We start from the raw sequence: 15940 nt of genomic DNA on the forward strand, positions 1-15940 counted from the left end.
ATCCCGCACAGTACCCGGGGAAGGTTTCGGCGTTTCGTGGCGTCTCGCACATCGTGCAGGGCAGATTGGGTGCCATGACGGCACCCGCGCTCCGGATGGGCACCGCCTCGGGGCGGGGCACGCTGCTCGCGGCGGTCCTCGCCTCCGGCATGGTCTTCCTGGACAGCACCGTGGTCAACGTGGCGCTGCCCCGGCTCGGCGCGGACCTCGACGCCACCGTGTCCGGTCTCCAGTGGACGATCAACGGTTACGCGCTGATGCTGGCCGCCTTCGTCCTGCTCGGCGGCGCGCTCGGCGACCGCTTCGGTCGGCGGCGGATCTTCCTGCTCGGGGTGGCGTGGTTCACCGTCGCCTCGCTCCTGTGCGGGCTGGCCCAGGACACCGGGCAACTGGTCGCCGCCCGGTTCCTCCAGGGCGCCGGTGGGGCACTGCTGACCCCGGGCTCGCTGTCGGTGCTGCAGGCCAGCTTCCACCCGGACGACCGGGGTAAGGCGATCGGCGCGTGGTCGGGGCTCTCCGGGGTCTCCACCGCGCTCGGCCCGTTCGTCGGCGGCTGGCTGATCGACGCGCTCTCCTGGCGGTGGATCTTCTTTCTCAACGTGCCGCTGGCGGCGCTGGTGGTGCTGGCCGCGATGCGCTGGGTGCCGGAGAGCCGGGACGAGGACACGTCGCGTACGGCGGGGGCGGGCCGGCGACGCCGCCGGTTCGACGTGCTCGGGGCGCTGCTCGGCGCGACCGCACTGGCCGGGGTCACGTACGCCCTGATCGACGCGCCCGCCCGGGGCTTCGACTCCGCCCCGGTCCTGGTGGCGGCGGCGGTCGGGGTGCTCGGCGCGGTCGCCTTCGTCCTGCTGGAACGGCGTAGGGGCGACACCGCGATGCTGCCGACCGGGCTGTTCACCAGCCGGCTCTTCTCGGCGTTGAACGTCTTCACCGTGGTGGTCTACGCGGCACTCGGTGGGTTCACCTTCTTCCTCGCCGTCTACCTCCAGAACGTGGTCGGCTGGTCGGCGTTCCTCACCGGGCTCGCGCTGCTGCCGATGACGGTCCTGCTGCTGGTCGGGTCACCACGCGCCGGTGCCCTGTCGGCGCGGATCGGGCCGCGGCTGCCGCTGACCGTCGGGCCGGCGGTCGCCGCCGCCGGGTTGCTGCTGCTGCGGGGGGTCGGGCCGGGTGCCTCGTACTGGCGGGACGTCCTGCCCGGCGTGGCGATCTTCGGTCTGGGGCTGACCCTGGTGGTGGCACCCCTGACCGCCTCGGTGCTGGCCGCCGTCGAGGACCGTTTCGCCGGGGTGGCGAGCGGCTTCAACAACGCGGCCTCCCGCGCCGGTGGGCTGCTCGCGGTCGCCGCGCTACCGCTGCTGGTCGGCCTCTCCGGCACCGGGTACGAGCAGTCGGCCGAGCTGAGCGGCGCGTACCGGGCCGCGATGCTCTGGTGCGCGGGGCTGATGATCGCGGGCGCCGCGCTGGCCGCCCTGCTCGTCCACCGCCCGCCGCGCGAGGCGCCGCCCTCCCAGCCGTGCCACTCCCTGCCTGCCGCCACCCCGCCCAAGCGTTAAGAAGGGCCCCTTGTACAACGCCAGGCGTTAACAAGGGGCCCTTCCTTGCGCGTCAGCGGGCGCGGTTGACTGCGCTGGTCACCGCCTTGATGGTCGCGGTGACGATGTTGGCGTCCACACCGACGCCCCAGACCGTGCGGCCGTCGACCTCGCACTCCACGTACGCCGCCGCCTGGGCGTCGCCGCCGGAGGACAGGGCGTGCTCGTGGTAGTCGAGCACGCGGACGTTGACGCCGAGCGCCTGCAGCGCGTTGACGTACGCGTCGACCGGACCGTTGCCCACCGCGGTGATGGCACGCTGCTCGCCGCCGTGGACGACGCGGGCCTCGATCTCGACCTTGCCCTCGATGGTGCCGATCGCGTAGTCGGCCAGCGTGACGGCGGGGTCGGTCTGGTGGTCGACCAGGTACTGCCCGGCGAAGATCTCCCACATGGCCTGCGGGTCGACCTCGCCACCGTCGCTGTCGGTGACCTGCTGGACCACCCCGGAGAACTCGATCTGGAGCCGGCGCGGCAGGTCGAGCTGGTGCTCGCTCTTCATGATGTACGCGACGCCGCCCTTGCCGGACTGCGAGTTGACCCGGATGACCGCCTCGTAGGTGCGGCCCAGGTCCTTCGGGTCGATCGGCAGGTACGGCACCGCCCACGGGTGCTCGTCGACCGGCACGCCGACCGCCGCCGCGTCCACCGCCAGGGCGTCGAAGCCCTTCTTGATCGCGTCCTGGTGGGAGCCGGAGAAGGCGGTGTAGACCAGGTCGCCGGCGTAGGGGTGGCGCTCGTGCACGGGCAGCTGGTTGCAGTACTCGACGGCCCGCTTGATCTCGTCGATGTTCGAGAAGTCGATCATCGGGTCGATGCCGTGGGAGAACAGGTTCAACCCCAGCGTCACCAGGTCCACGTTGCCGGTGCGCTCACCGTTGCCGAACAGGCAGCCCTCGATCCGGTCGGCGCCGGCCAGCAGGCCCAGCTCGGCGGCGGCCACGCCGGTCCCGCGGTCGTTGTGCGGGTGCAGGCTGAGCACCAGGCTGTCCCGGCGGGGCAGGTGCCGGTGCATCCACTCGATCGAGTCGGCGTACACGTTCGGCATGGCCATCTCGACCGTCGCCGGCAGGTTGACGATCAGCTTGCGGTCCGGCGTCGGGTCGACGACCTCGATGACCTTCGCGCAGACCTCCAGCGCGTAGTCCAGTTCGGTGCCGGTGTACGACTCCGGCGAGTACTCGTAGTGGATCTCGGTGTCCGGGGTGTGGATCTCGGCGTACTTCTGGCAGAGCCGGGCGCCGGTGGTGGCGATGTCGGTGATGCCGTCGCGGTCCAGCCCGAACACCACGCGGCGCTGGAGCGTGGAGGTCGAGTTGTAGAAGTGCACGATGGCCCGCTTCGCGCCGCGCAGCGACTCGAAGGTGCGCTCGATCAGGTGCTCCCGGCACTGGGTCAGCACCTGGATGGTGACGTCCTCGGGGATCAGGTCCTGCTCGATGAGCTGGCGTACGAAGTCGTAGTCGGTCTGGCTCGCCGAGGGGAAGCCGACCTCGATCTCCTTGTAGCCCATCTGCACCAGGAGCTGGAACATCCGCCGCTTGCGCTCCGGCGACATCGGGTCGATCAGGGCCTGGTTGCCGTCCCGCAGGTCGACGGCGCACCAGCGCGGCGCGGTCTCGACGTGCCGGGTGGGCCAGGTGCGGTCCGGCAGGTCGATGCGGAACTGCTGCTGGTACGGCTGGTAACGCCGGTGCGGCATGCGGCTGGGCCGCTGCCGGGCGATCGGATCGGTCTCAGCGTCGGTGGTGCCGGCTGGGTGAGCCATGGCGGAGTGCTCCCGTGGTCATGTGACGTCAGCAGTCAGAGGTCGGCGACGGTGCCGAGTCGGCGACGGTGCCGAAGAGAAAGATCGGTGAGTGCTGGGCGGCGCGGTTCGACTCCGCGACGAGGTGCCGGCCGTCAGGCCTCGTCGCGGCAACCAAGGAGGAGGTACGCCTGCCACATGACGAAGTCACCCTACGTGGTGGGCTGCTCCATGGGAAGGCTGGTCCGGTCTATGAGACGGAGTTCGCAGTGGCGTCGGTCAGCAGCAGGTCGGTGACCGGATGGCGGCGGCGCAGGCCGGTCTCCGAGTCCAGCAGGTCGGCGGGGAGGCTGAGCGGGTCACCGAGCCGGCCGACGGCGACCACCACGGTGGGGTGCACGTCGCCGGGCAGGTCCAGGTCGGCGGTGAGGCCGGCCCGGTCCAGGTCGCGCAGTTGGCAGACGTGCAGCCCGAGGGCGGTCGCCTGTACGGTCAGGTGCGCGACCGCGTGGCCGAGGTCGTAGGGCGCACAGCCGGTCGGGTCGGCCTGCGGCGTGAGGTGCGCCGCCAGCAGCAGGACCGATGCGCGGCCGGCCCACCGCTGGTCGCGCGCCGGCAGGTTCACCATGATCCGCTTCCACGTCTCGTCGTCGCGCCGGCCGACGGCGAAGCGCCAGGGTTGCCGGTTGGCCGCCGACGGTGCCCATCGGGCGGCCTCCAGCAGGACGCCGACCTCGGCCGGGCTGAGGTCGGCGCCGGGGTCGAACGACCGGGGGCTCCAGCGGAACGCGAGTAGCGGAGTGAGGTCGGGCATGGGAGACAGCGTCCCGTATGGCCGATTTGCGGGTGCGGGCGGTGGGGTCTGAATGTGGGCAAACGCACCCGTAACGGATTGCCGCCTAGACCGTTCCGGCGGTCGGTTCGGGCGCGGCCGTGCCCAGTGGTTCCCCCTCGGTCACCGGTCCCGCGAGTTGCACGGTGGCCGGGCCGGGAGCCGGCGGGCCGGCCAGCGTCAGCGTTCCCGAGGCGGTGTGGACGGCGGTGGGCGTCCCGTCGGCGTCGTAGCAGTAGATCCCGACGTCCAGCGGCGCGTTGATCGACGCGGACGTCGTCTCGACCGAGTAGCACGTCCCGGTGGCGCCGGGCGGCGGCTGCGCCGGGGACACGGACAGCGGCGACCGGCGGTCGGTCAGCACGTCCAGCCAGTCGGTGAAGGGGTGCTGCACCCGGGGGTCCAGGCGGCGCGGCAGGGCGTCGTCGGAGTCGCCGACGCGTACGCAGCCCGCCGCCTCCGGCCGCGCGGCGGACGGCAGGGCGCACTGGAACAGGCCGTCGGCGGTCGCGGCGAGTGAGACGTCCACCCCGCCGCCCAGCGCGCCGCCGGGCACGTCGACCCGCCAGCTGCCGTCACCGGCGGTGGTGACCAGGATCGTGCGGTCCGGACCGTCCGTGCCGCGCAGCGTGTAGCTGGCAACCAGGTGGCGGTCCTGCGCCGCCGCCGCGAGGGCGGCCAGCTCGTCCCGCGCCGCGTCCGCACCGGCCGCCGCCGTCGGAGGCGCCGTCGGTGTCGGTGGGCCGGCGGCCGGCTGGTCGGCGGTGCAGGAGACCAGGAGCGCCGGCAGGGCCAGCGCGAGCGGGCCGGTGAGCCGCCGGGTCGGCGGCACCGCCGGGAGCCGGGCGGGTACGGCCGGACGAAGGTGGGCGGGCACCCGCCCATTCTCGGGTGCGCCGCCCGTGTCCGGTGCCCCGCCGCCCGGGCGGAGGCCGGCGTGTCGTACCCCACCGGGTGCCGGCGTCCGGGCCGGATGGTGGGATCACCCGACCCCGCCGATCCGCCCGCCCGATAGGCTGAGGGCGTCTGACATGCGCCGCCGGCCCTCACCCGGCGGCGTCGGCACGCTCAGGGTCACTGGGAGGGAGTGCACCGTCGTGGCACTCGTGGTGCAGAAGTACGGCGGGTCCTCCGTCGCCAACGCCGAGCGGATCAAGCGGGTGGCCGAGCGGATCGTCGCGGCCCGCAAGGCCGGCGACGACGTCGTGGTGGTGGTCTCCGCGATGGGGGACACCACGGACGAGCTGCTCGACCTCGCCAACCAGGTCAGCCCGCTGCCGCCGGGCCGCGAGCTGGACATGCTGCTCACCGCCGGGGAGCGCATCTCCATGGCGCTGCTCGCCATGGCGATCCACAACCTGGGGTACGAGGCCCGCTCGTTCACCGGCTCGCAGGCCGGCGTGATCACCACGTCGGTGCACGGCCGGGCACGGATCATCGACGTCACGCCCGGGCGCCTCAAGGGAGCGCTCGACGAGGGCGCCGTGGTCATCGTCGCCGGGTTCCAGGGCGTCTCCCAGGACACCAAGGACGTCACCACCCTGGGCCGCGGTGGTTCGGACACCACGGCCGTCGCGCTGGCCGCCGCGCTCCACGCGGACGTCTGCGAGATCTACACCGACGTCGACGGCGTCTTCACCGCCGACCCGCGGATCGTGTCGAACGCGCGGCACATCAGGCAGATCACGTACGAGGAGATGCTGGAGCTGGCCGCCTGCGGCGCCAAGGTGCTGCACCTGCGGAGCGTGGAGTACGCCCGCCGGGCGGGGTTGCCGATCCACGTCCGTTCGTCATACTCGACCAACACCGGCACGATGGTCACCGGATCGATGGAGGACCTTCCCGTGGAACAGGCGCTGATCACCGGGGTCGCCCACGACCGCAGCGAAGCCAAGATCACGATCGTCGGCGTGCCCGACGAGCCGGGTGCGGCCGCGCGGATCTTCGACACCGTCGCCGGGGCGGAGATCAACATCGACATGATCGTGCAGAACGTGTCCACCGAGGGCACCGGCCGCACGGACATCTCGTTCACGCTGCCCAAGACCGACGGCCCCACCGCCATGGCCGCGCTCAGCAAGATCCAGGACGTGGTGAAGTTCAAGGGCCTGCTCTACGACGACCACGTCGGCAAGGTCTCGCTGATCGGCGCCGGCATGCGCTCGCACCCCGGCGTGGCCGCCGGGTTCTTCGCCGCCCTCGGCCAGGCCGGCGTCAACATCGAGATGATCTCCACGTCGGAGATCCGGGTGTCCGTGGTCTGCCGCGACACCGACCTGGACGCGGCGGTACGCGCCATCCACGAAGCCTTCGACCTCGGCGGCGACACCGAGGCGGTCGTGTACGCGGGGACCGGGCGGTAGTCCCGTGACGTCGCTGCCCACCCTGGCCGTGGTCGGGGCGACGGGTGCCGTCGGCACGGTGATGTGCGAGCTGCTCACCGGGCGGAGGAACGTCTGGGGCGAGATCCGGCTCATCGCCTCCGCCCGCTCGGTCGGGCGGGTGCTCCGGTGCCGGGGCGAGGACCTGACCGTCCAGGCCCTGACGCCGGAGGCGTTCGACGGCGTCGACGTCGCGATGTTCGACGTGCCGGACGAGGTGTCGGCCGAATGGGCCCCGGTGGCTGTCAGCCGGGGCGCGGTCGCGGTCGACAACTCCGGCGCGTTCCGGATGGACCCCGACGTTCCGCTGGTCGTGCCCGAGATCAACCCCGAGCAGGTCCGCAACCGGCCGAAGGGCATCATCGCCAACGCGAACTGCACGACGCTCGCCATGATCGTCGCGGTCGCGCCGCTGCACCGCGAGTACGGCCTGCGCGAGCTGGTGCTGGCGTCGTACCAGGCGGTTTCCGGGGCCGGGCAGGCCGGCGTGGACGCCCTGCACACCCAGCTCACCAAGATCGCCGGCGACCGGGTGCTCGGCTCCCGCCCCGGCGACGTGCGGCAGGCGGTCGGCGACGAGTTGGGCCCGTTCCCGGCGCCGCTCGCGCTGAACGTGGTGCCCTGGGCCGGCTCGGTGGCCGACGGCGGCTGGTCGTCGGAGGAGATGAAGCTGCGCAACGAGTCGCGCAAGATCCTCGGCCTGCCCGACCTCAAGGTGTCCGCCACCTCGGTCCGCGTACCCGTGGTGACCGGGCACTCGGTGGCCGTGCACGCGGTCTTCGCCACCGAGGTGGATGCGGAGGGCGCCCGGGAGGTGCTGCGCAACGCGCCGGGCGTGATCCTGGTCGACGATCCCGCGGCCGGTGAGTTCCCGATGCCGATCGACGCGGTCGGCACCGACCCGTCCTGGGTCGGTCGCATCCGCCGCGCCCTCGACGACCCCCGCGCCCTCGACTTCTTCGTCACGGGCGACAACCTCCGCAAGGGCGCGGCCCTGAACACGGCCCAGATCGCCGAACTCCTCGCCGCCGAATTCACCCGGGGCTGACGGCCACCGCAAGCGTCCGCCGAAAAGCGGTCGCCGGCTCCCCAGCCGGTTGTTAGCGTCGGTCGACGCGGTGCTCGTCGACCGCCGTCATCTGCCGGCCTAGCCTGAGGAGTCGCACCCAGTGCGTCTGACCTGTCCGCCACCGATGCGCGACGGTGAAATCGTGATCCGGCCGCACAAGCCTGCGGACCTGGACGCCTTCGCGCGTTTCCTGACCGACCCCGACGCCACCCGGTACATGGCGTTCACGCCGGAGCAGAAGTCGATCGAGGGCGCGAGGGCCATGCTCGACTACGTCATGTCGTCGTACGGCACCGAAGACGAGGTTGTGTCCCTGACCATCGCCGACGCGTCCGACGACAAGTACCTCGGCTCGGTGGGCGCCGCCCCGACGGAGACTCCCGGCGTGGTGGAGGTCTACTTCACCGTCCTGCCGTCCCGGCAGGGCCGGGGAGTGGCGACCCGGGCGGCGACCCTGCTGCTGGACCACCTCGTCGCCCAGCCCGGCGTACGGGAAATCCGCGCTGACGCCATTCCGGAGAACCGCCCGTCGATCCAGGTGCTGGAGAAGCTGGGCTTCCAGCCGGCCGGTCGGATCGATCGGGAGGCACAGGGAGGGGACCTCGCGCACGTGGCGATGTCGGGAGTTCGCCGGACCCTGGACCCTGAGCGGTGGCGGGCCGCCCGGCGCGGATCCGGCAGCTGACCCGGGCGGCGGACGCAAGCGGTAACCGACCGGGGCGCGGGGCGAAATCGATACCCTGTCGGCGGCTTGCGCCGCGCGTCGACCTAGTGTCCTGTCTCCCGGATCTTCACCGGCCTGCGGCGGACCCAGACGGCGCCCGGCCGCGTTGGTGATCCGCCCGGATACAACACCGGCATCCGGGCGGATCACCGCCTTGCCGGACCGCCGCCTGGGCCTCGCCTCGGCTCGACCGAGGACTTCGACCCAGGCCCTAGTCTAGGCGGCGGATAGGTGGACGCCGTCGCGGCCCTCGCGCTTGACGCGGTAGAGGGCCTGGTCGGCTCGGCGGAGGGTCAGGTCGGGAGATTCGCCGGGGCGGGGCAGGGCGACGCCGACGCTGATCGTCCGACCGATACGCCGGGCCGCCTCGGTGAGCCGCTCGGCGATCCGGACGGCCTCCTCCGGGCGGTTCACCTCGATCACCGCCACGAACTCGTCGCCGCCGATCCGGTACAGCTCGTCCCCGTGCCGCAGCGCCCCCTCCAGCGCCCGCGCCAGCCCGACGAGCACACGGTCGCCGGCCTGGTGGCCGTACGTGTCGTTGACGTTCTTGAAGCCGTCCACGTCGATCGCGAGCAGGGCCGTACGGCCGGGGGTCGCCGCGGCGATGCGCTGGCCGAACGGCCCGGTGTGCCGCAACCCGGTCAGCGGGTCGGAGCTGGCCTGCTCGCGCAGTCGGGCCAGGGTGCGCAGCCGGTCCAGGGCGTTCCAGGCCTGCCCGGCGAGCAGTTCCACCAGGTTCACCGTCGTCGGGTCGGGGCGCAGCAGCCGTTCGTCGGCGACCAGCAGCAGCCCGCCGCCGTCGGACGGGCCGACCGGCACCGCCACCAGGGTGCGTGCTCCGGCGCGGGTCAGCGGGGCATGGTCGTCGGTGGGCGGGTGCCCGGCCTCGCCGAGGGTGTAGCCGGCGCCGTACCGGTGGGCGAGGCTGATCATGCGGCCGAGCGTTTCGGGGCCGGCCTCCGCCAGCTCCGCCCGGATGCGGGACTCCAGGTCGCCCGGCGCGGCGGTCGGCGCGCCGAGCCGGGGGCCCTGCCGGCCGGCCAGCACCAGGACGGCGGCGGAGAGGGTGGAGACGTCCCTCGCGGCGGTGATCGCGGCGTGCATCAGGTCCCACTCGGTGGGCGCCGAACTCAGCGCGGCGGCGTGCCGGAGCAGCTTCTCGCTGCGGCTCTCCGCCGGCGGGCCGCCGAGTGCGACGATCCGCGCGCCGAGCCGGCCCGCCAGGCGTTCGGCGGTGTCCCGCCAGGCCACCAGGTCCGCCGGTTCGCTCCACTGGAGGTCGAGCACGCCGATGGGCCGGCCCGCCGGATCGAGGACCGGTACGCAGACCTCGCTGGTGACGTCGGGGCGTACCGGGATGTAGTCCGGGTCCGCCGCGACGTCGGGGACGACGGCGGTGCGTCCGGACGCGTAGACCCGCCCGACGATGCCGGTGTCCGGCGGGACGGTCGAGTAGACCTGCCAGGAGCCGGTCGCCGCGACGCAGCGGAGCCCGTCGTGGAGCTGGAGGAGCACCGAGATGGTGGCCGGGGCGTGCCGGGCCAGCGCGGTGACGGTCCACTGGCACGCCTCGGCCGCGGTCGACGCCATCGGCAGGCGGACCGTGACGTCACGGATGACTCGCTGATGATCCACTCGTACGTCGTCCCAGGTCGGCAGCGGGCCCGGCCGTCGCCGGGTCACGCGATCAAGCGTAACCAGCGCGCGGTGACGTGCGGATTCTTCGTACACACGTGCTATCCACAGGGTGTGGACGGGGCCTGTGTGTTCACTGCGGCCGGGCCCCGGGCGGTGCGCCGTGGCGATAGCGTGGGGATCCCGGTCGAGTGGAGGTCCGATGCTCATCGCCCAGCTCAGTGACCCGCACCTGACCACCGGCGTGCTCGCCGCCGAGCCGGCCACCGGGCTGCACCGGGCCCTCGGCCGGGTCCTCGCGCTGAACCCCCGGCCGGACTGCGTGGTCATCACCGGCGACCTGGTGGACCGGGGCCGCCCCGACGAGTACGCGGCCCTGCGCGAGATCATCGGGCGGTTCCCGCTTCCGGTTCATCTCGTCGCGGGCAACCACGACGACCGGGAGTCCCTGCTCGACGCGTTCGGCGGTACGCCGTGGCTGGGCGGGGGCTTCTCCGCGTACTACCACGTCGACCACCCGGAGGCGACCGTCGTGGTGCTGGACTCGCTCGTCCCGGGAGCGGGCGGCGGCCGGATCGGCCCGGAGCAGCTCGGCTGGCTGGACGGTGTGCTCGCCGGGCGGCCCGAGGTGCCGGCGGTGGTCTGCCTCCACCACCCGCCGGTGACCGTCGGCATTCCGGCCGCCGACGCGGTCGGGCTCGCCGACGCGGACGCGCTGGCCGAGGTGATCGGCCGGCACCCCCACGTGGTCCGCGTCACCGCCGGACATCTGCACCGGCCGGTGACGGCCGGCTTCGCCGGTACGGTGCTCACCACCGCGCCGAGCACGTGGCGGCAGAGCTCGCTCGCCCTCAGCCCGGACGAGCAGATCGGTTGGGTCACCGAGCCCACCGCGCTGCTGCTGCACCGGCTCGACGGCGCCGCCTGCGTCACGCATCTCGTGCAGGTCAGCCACGCCGCCGGGACGACGTGCAGCTTCTGATGTGGACCGGCCGGCGGCCATTCGCCGGTCATGTCGGACTCGTCCGTCCGTCGTGTCCGGGCAATCCGCCGTACCCGCAGCTCTGATGTGCTGCTCCGGTCGACTGGCGGCGGTTCCCGGTGAGAGGCTGTGACCGACGCCGGCGGCGGTCCCCCACCGCCGCCACCCGCGACCGAACCTGCCGACGGCGCGGCACGGCCCGGCGCGACCCATCGCCCGGGCGTCCGCGCCGCTTCCCACGAGGAGATCCATGTCCATCCCCGGGATGCGTCGGGCCGCCATCGGTCTGACCGCGCTCGCCGTGACCGCGTTCGGCGCGGTCGCGACCACCCCCGACCAGGCGGACGCCGGACCGAAGCCGGTCGACGTCACCCTGCTCGCCCTGAACGACTTCCACGGCCACCTCGAACCGCCGAGCGGGTCCAGCGGCACCATCGCCGGCCAGCCCGCCGGCGGTGTCGAATACCTCGCCACCCACCTCGCCGAGCTGCGCGAGGCCAGCAAGAAGAAGAACACCATCACCGTCGCCGCCGGTGACCTGATCGGCGCCTCGCCGCTGCTGTCGGCCGCGTTCCACGACGAGCCCGCCATCGAGGCGCTGACCCTCGCGGGCCTCGACTACGCGAGTGTCGGCAACCACGAGTTCGACGAGGGCTCCGACGAGCTGCTGCGCATCCAGAACGGCGGCTGCCACCCGGTCGACGGCTGCGCCGACGGTACGCCGTACGAGGGTGCCGGCTTCCAGTACCTGTCCGCGAACGCGTTCGTGGACGAGACGCAGCAGCCGCTGCTGCCGCCGTACGCCATCCACAAGGTCCAGGGCGTCAAGGTCGGCTTCATCGGGATGACCCTGGAGGGCACCCCGGAGATCGTCAGCCCGCAGGGCGTCGCCGGCCTCACCTTCACCGACGAGGCGCAGACCGCCAACCGGTACGCCCGCGAGCTGCGCCGCAAGGGTGTGGAGACCATCGTCGTGCTGCTGCACGAGGGCGGCACCCAGGCCGGCGCCGGCGGCATCAACGACTGCGTCGACTTCACCGGCCCGGTGGTCGACATCGCCAACCGGATGGACCCGTCGATCGACGTCATCGTCAGCGGGCACACCCACCAGGCGTACAACTGCGAGGTCAACAACAAGCTGGTCACCAGCGCCAGCTCGTTCGGCCGTCTGGTCACCGACATCGACCTGAAGATCGACCGGCGCACCGGTGACGTGCTGACCGCGACCGCCGAGAACGTCGTGGTCACCCGCGACGTCGCCAAGGACCCGGCGCAGACCGCGCTGATCGACCGCTACAAGGCCGTCCTCGGCCCGGTGGCCGGCCGGCAGGTGGGCACCACCACCGAGGCGATCACCCGGACGCAGGAGACCCTCTTCGGTACGACCCGGGCCGAGTCCCCGTTGGGCAACCTGATCGCCGACGCGCAGCTCTGGGCCACCGACGACGAGCAGAACGCCGTCGCCGCCTTCATGAACCCCGGTGGTGTCCGCGCCGACCTCGACGCCGGCCCGGTCACCTACGAGGAGGCGTTCACGGTGCAGCCGTTCGCCAACAACCTGGTGACGCTCGACCTCACCGGCGCGCAGCTGTACTGCCTGCTGGAGCAGCAGTTCGTCACCGGCCGGGTCCTGTACCCGTCGTCGACCGTCCGCTACGTGGTCGACCCGGACGGCACCACCGCCCCGGCCGCCGACCCGTGCGCCGGCACCCGCGTGGTCCGGGGCAGCCTCGCCTTCGGCGGGGTGCCGGTCGAGACCGGCGCCACCTACCGGGTCACGGTGAACAACTTCCTGGCCGGTGGTGGTGACGGCTTCAGCGTCCTCACCGGCGGGACCAACCAGGTCACCGGCCAGATCGACCTGGACGCGTTCGTGGCGTACCTGACCGCGAACTCTCCGGTGTCCGGCCCGGCGCTGGACCGGATCCGCCTCACCACCGAGGCACCCGCCGCCTGACAGCGGTCGAATCACGCCACGGGCCCCGGAGCAGCCGCTCCGGGGCCCGTACCTCGTTCCGGCGGGCGGCGGGGACCGGCCCGGTGGCGGCCGCCGTGACCGTCGTGCGGCCGTCGTGGACGCGCACGAGCACCCACGCCGTCGGTGGGGTCTGCGATGCTGGCCCGATGACCACGACATGGCGCCACCTGCCCGCACCGGCACGGGAGATCGCGGTGGCGGCGACCGACGCGGTCACCGCGGCGCAGGGCCGCGACGTCGAGGCGTACGACCTGGCGACCGCGCGTCTCGCGGCGGCCGAGCGGTCCGGGCTGGTCCTCGGCGCCGTGGTCCGGTCCCTGCTGGAGGTGGGTCATCCGGACGGGCTCGCCGGTGACGACGTCCGAGCGGTGCTGGAGCGCTGCGTCCGTGGCGCCGCAACCTGGCGGGCCGACGTCGACCCGCAGGTCCTGCTGGTGCTCCTGGCCGGCGCGCTCGGCCTGTACGACCCGGAGGCCGACGAGGCCCCGCCGGCCCCGGAGGCGTACGCCCGGCACGCCCCGCTGCTCGTCGCGCACCTGCTCGCCGCCACGGGGGCGACGCTCGACGCGCACCTGGCCGCCGCCTTCACCGACATCCAGCGCGCCGAGCTGCACGACTGATCCCGGGACGGCAGCATCCCGCCCCGGGGCCGGCGCGGTCGGTCAGCCGCGCCGCAGCCGGCCGGTCTCCTTGCCCTGCGCGTCCCGCAGCACCAGCACGTCACCGTCGAGACCGGCCTGTCGGGCGGTGGTGAGCCACCCGTTGACCGGCACGTTGTCGCAGCCGATCAGGGTGCTCATGCCCCCGGTCGCCCCGAACGCACCGCCGGGCCCGGCCGCCCAGCGTCCACCCGAGCCGTTGCAGCCGTCGGACGCGCGCCACGTCCCGTCCGCCGCCAGTTCGGCGAACGGCGGCGTCGGCCAGCCACCGGGCCCGGGGGCCGGCGTCCGGCCGTCCGGCCCGCTGACCGGCACCCACCGGCCGACCAGGTCGTCCCGACCGGGTGCGGCGAGATCGCCCGGGAGCGCCGGCACCGGAGCGAGCCGGCGTCGCACCTCGTCGGTGACGGTCGGGGGCTCCAGCCAGGGCCGGTACACGTCCGGGCCGCCCCGCGGCCGGGCCCCCGGCCGCAGCCGGGCCAGTTCGTCGCCCTCGGCGTCGAGCAGGACGCGGCTGTCGCCCTCGGCCCGGAAAGCGGCGGCCCGCGCCAGCCAGTCCGGTGCCTCGGGCCGGGGCGCCGGCTCGCACCGTCGGGAGTCGGTCGTCGAGTTGCCGTGGACGCCGGCGAGGAAGAGCCCGCTCTGGTCGGCCCGCCACTCCCCGAGCAGCATCTCGCACCCGCGGAAGACCACGAGACCGTCGTCCGCGAGCCGCAGCACGGTGTCCGCCGGCACGCCCCGCCCGCTCACCGACCACGCTCCGACCAGCCCGAGCGGCTCCTGGGGAACGGCTGGCGTGGCGGTGGTCGGTGACGGCGGCGCGGCCGCGCCCGGGGAGCCGGTGCCCGCGCAGCCGGCGAGCAGCAGCACGGCGAAAGTGAACGATCCGATCAGGTACCTGTCCCCGCGCATGTGCCCTCCGTCCGACATGTCCTGAACGTGGGACGGCACGGCGTCCCGTTCGGTTCCCGCCTCGACTATCGGGGTTCTTCGTCCGGGGTTCCGTCGTGCCAGCGGGCCCGCCAGCCGGCCTCGTGCTTCTCGTACGTGGCCTTCTCCTCGAACACGGCGCCGAGCAGGGCCCGGCGGGCGTCCGCCATGACGACCACCTCGATCACCACCAACGCGATGCAGATGGCCGTCAGCAGGCTGAGCGCCGCCAGCGCGGGCAGGTGCGTCGCGACGGGAATGGCGACCGCGAGGACGAGCACGGTGCCGACGCGGGTCCAGGAGAGCGTGCGGAGGGTACGCAGTTGGAACAGCATCCCGCCGCAGAGGTAGCAGATCACCCCGCTGAACAGCAGCGGTGCGCCCGGGCCGTGGGTCGGCTCGGCGAGGCCGACCGCAGCGTCCGCGACCTGCCGCACGATCTCCTCCGCCCCGAGGGCGAACAGGATGATCCCGGCGATCATGACGAGCTGGCAGTACGCGTAGGCGTCCCGCGCCATGGCGACCCGGGCGCGGCCCTGCGCGGCGTGCTGCGCGATCCGGGCGGCCGGAGCGATGACGTCGAAATGCGTCCACCACAGGGCGGCGGTGAAGAAGATGCCGAGCACCGCGGCGGTGACGCCCCGCCAGGTGACCGGCTCACCCCCGAGCAGGTTGCCGCCCACGCCGACCGAGATGATCGACTCGCCCAGGGCGATGATGAGGATGAGGTCGTACCGTTCGGTCCAGTGTTCGGCGGAGGTCAGCACCCAGCCCCAGGCGGTAGAGACGAGGCCGGCGCCGTACTGCAACAGCACCACGGCGATCCACAGCCCGTCGCGCACCATCTCGGCCAGCCCCAGGTCGTCGATCTGCGGTGGGATCAGCGCGGCAGCCAGCAGCAGGAGGGTGCTCGCCACCAGCTCGGGGGAGTACCTCAGCAACAGGCGACGTTCGCCGGGCCGCTCCTGGGCGACGTGCCAGTAGAGCAGCAGGTGCACGAAGCGGAGCACCAGGTAGCTCACCGCGACCACCACCGGTCCGACAGCCCACTGCACCGGGTTACCGAACGCCTGTGGCAGGGACAGGGAGAAGCAGAAGAGCGCGGCCATCGCGACGACCATCAGCGCCGGGACGAAGCCCACGCCGAGTCGGACCCGGGTCGCGACGACGGTGTGCACCACCCAGCACCACCAGAGGACGGCGAGGACCAGCATGCCGTGCAGCAGGCTGTCGCCGGTGATGTTCATCGCGGTGGCCCGGGTGATGATGAAGAACGAGAAGACGAAGACCAGGTCGAAGAAGATCTCGAATCGGTCCACCCGGGTACCGGGGGCCACCGCGACGGCCGGGCCGAGCCGCTCCGCCCACCGCTTGCCACCCACCGACCGAGTGTCGCAGCGCG

General features: G+C 73.0%; 13 protein-coding genes. 7 read left to right on the top strand and 6 right to left on the bottom strand.

Annotated elements, in window-relative coordinates:
* The first annotated feature begins 74 nt into the window (after positions 1 to 74).
* On the top strand, positions 75 to 1559 hold the full coding sequence (locus ACN26Y_RS08890) for an MFS transporter (RefSeq protein ID WP_366602077.1): 1485 nt from the start codon (positions 75 to 77) through the stop codon (positions 1557 to 1559).
* Between the two features lie 52 nt (positions 1560 to 1611).
* Here ACN26Y_RS08890 and leuA read toward each other — a convergent pair whose 3' ends face one another.
* From leuA to ACN26Y_RS08905, 3 genes are all read right to left on the bottom strand, one after another.
* Entirely contained in the window at positions 1612 to 3366 is a 1755-nt protein-coding gene (gene leuA / locus ACN26Y_RS08895; protein ID WP_422734580.1) for a 2-isopropylmalate synthase, read from the bottom strand.
* Positions 3367 to 3595: 229 nt separating this feature from the next.
* Positions 3596 to 4159 carry a nitroreductase family protein gene (locus ACN26Y_RS08900; RefSeq protein ID WP_155329832.1) on the bottom strand — a complete coding sequence of 188 codons (564 nt, stop codon included), beginning with the start codon at positions 4157 to 4159 and terminating at the stop codon, positions 3596 to 3598.
* A gap of 85 nt (positions 4160 to 4244) precedes the next feature.
* Positions 4245 to 5054 carry a hypothetical protein gene (locus ACN26Y_RS08905; RefSeq protein ID WP_230688934.1) on the bottom strand — a complete coding sequence of 270 codons (810 nt, stop codon included), beginning with the start codon at positions 5052 to 5054 and terminating at the stop codon, positions 4245 to 4247.
* 220 nt (positions 5055 to 5274) lie between these two features.
* On the opposite strand from ACN26Y_RS08905, the gene ACN26Y_RS08910 reads away from it, so the two are divergent.
* The 3 genes from ACN26Y_RS08910 (at position 5275) to ACN26Y_RS08920 (ending at position 8312) form a co-directional block, all read left to right on the top strand.
* A complete protein-coding gene (locus tag ACN26Y_RS08910) occupies positions 5275 to 6540 on the top strand; it encodes an aspartate kinase (protein WP_155329833.1) in 1266 nt (421 codons plus the stop codon).
* 4 nt (positions 6541 to 6544) lie between these two features.
* Positions 6545 to 7606 carry an aspartate-semialdehyde dehydrogenase gene (locus tag ACN26Y_RS08915; protein ID WP_155329834.1) on the top strand — a complete coding sequence of 354 codons (1062 nt, stop codon included), beginning with the start codon at positions 6545 to 6547 and terminating at the stop codon, positions 7604 to 7606.
* Between the two features lie 163 nt (positions 7607 to 7769).
* The gene (locus ACN26Y_RS08920) at positions 7770 to 8312 is read left to right on the top strand and encodes a GNAT family N-acetyltransferase (protein WP_230688935.1); all 543 of its coding nucleotides are present in this window, start codon (positions 7770 to 7772) and stop codon (positions 8310 to 8312) included.
* A 255-nt stretch (positions 8313 to 8567) separates the two neighbouring features.
* Here ACN26Y_RS08920 and ACN26Y_RS08925 read toward each other — a convergent pair whose 3' ends face one another.
* A complete protein-coding gene (locus tag ACN26Y_RS08925) occupies positions 8568 to 9944 on the bottom strand; it encodes a sensor domain-containing diguanylate cyclase (protein WP_370463353.1) in 1377 nt (458 codons plus the stop codon).
* A gap of 247 nt (positions 9945 to 10191) precedes the next feature.
* On the opposite strand from ACN26Y_RS08925, the gene ACN26Y_RS08930 reads away from it, so the two are divergent.
* From ACN26Y_RS08930 to ACN26Y_RS08940, 3 genes are all read left to right on the top strand, one after another.
* Positions 10192 to 10971, top strand: a complete 780-nt coding sequence (locus ACN26Y_RS08930) for a phosphodiesterase (RefSeq protein WP_155329835.1) — start codon at positions 10192 to 10194, stop codon at positions 10969 to 10971.
* Between the two features lie 250 nt (positions 10972 to 11221).
* On the top strand, positions 11222 to 12928 hold the full coding sequence (locus tag ACN26Y_RS08935; RefSeq protein ID WP_155329836.1) for a bifunctional metallophosphatase/5'-nucleotidase: 1707 nt from the start codon (positions 11222 to 11224) through the stop codon (positions 12926 to 12928).
* Between the two features lie 167 nt (positions 12929 to 13095).
* The gene (locus ACN26Y_RS08940; RefSeq protein ID WP_155329837.1) at positions 13096 to 13569 is read left to right on the top strand and encodes a hypothetical protein; all 474 of its coding nucleotides are present in this window, start codon (positions 13096 to 13098) and stop codon (positions 13567 to 13569) included.
* A 42-nt stretch (positions 13570 to 13611) separates the two neighbouring features.
* On the opposite strand, the gene ACN26Y_RS08945 is transcribed toward ACN26Y_RS08940, so the two are convergent.
* Together ACN26Y_RS08945 and ACN26Y_RS08950 are read right to left on the bottom strand one after the other, a co-directional pair.
* Positions 13612 to 14520 (bottom strand): hypothetical protein, encoded by a 909-nt coding sequence (locus ACN26Y_RS08945; protein ID WP_155329838.1) that lies wholly within the window; start codon positions 14518 to 14520, stop codon positions 13612 to 13614.
* Positions 14521 to 14585: 65 nt separating this feature from the next.
* Entirely contained in the window at positions 14586 to 15920 is a 1335-nt protein-coding gene (locus ACN26Y_RS08950; protein WP_422734581.1) for a low temperature requirement protein A, read from the bottom strand.
* Positions 15921 to 15940 lie beyond the last annotated feature (20 nt).

This window comes from Micromonospora sp. WMMD558 (assembly GCF_049315255.1).
GTDB lineage: Bacteria > Actinomycetota > Actinomycetes > Mycobacteriales > Micromonosporaceae > Micromonospora.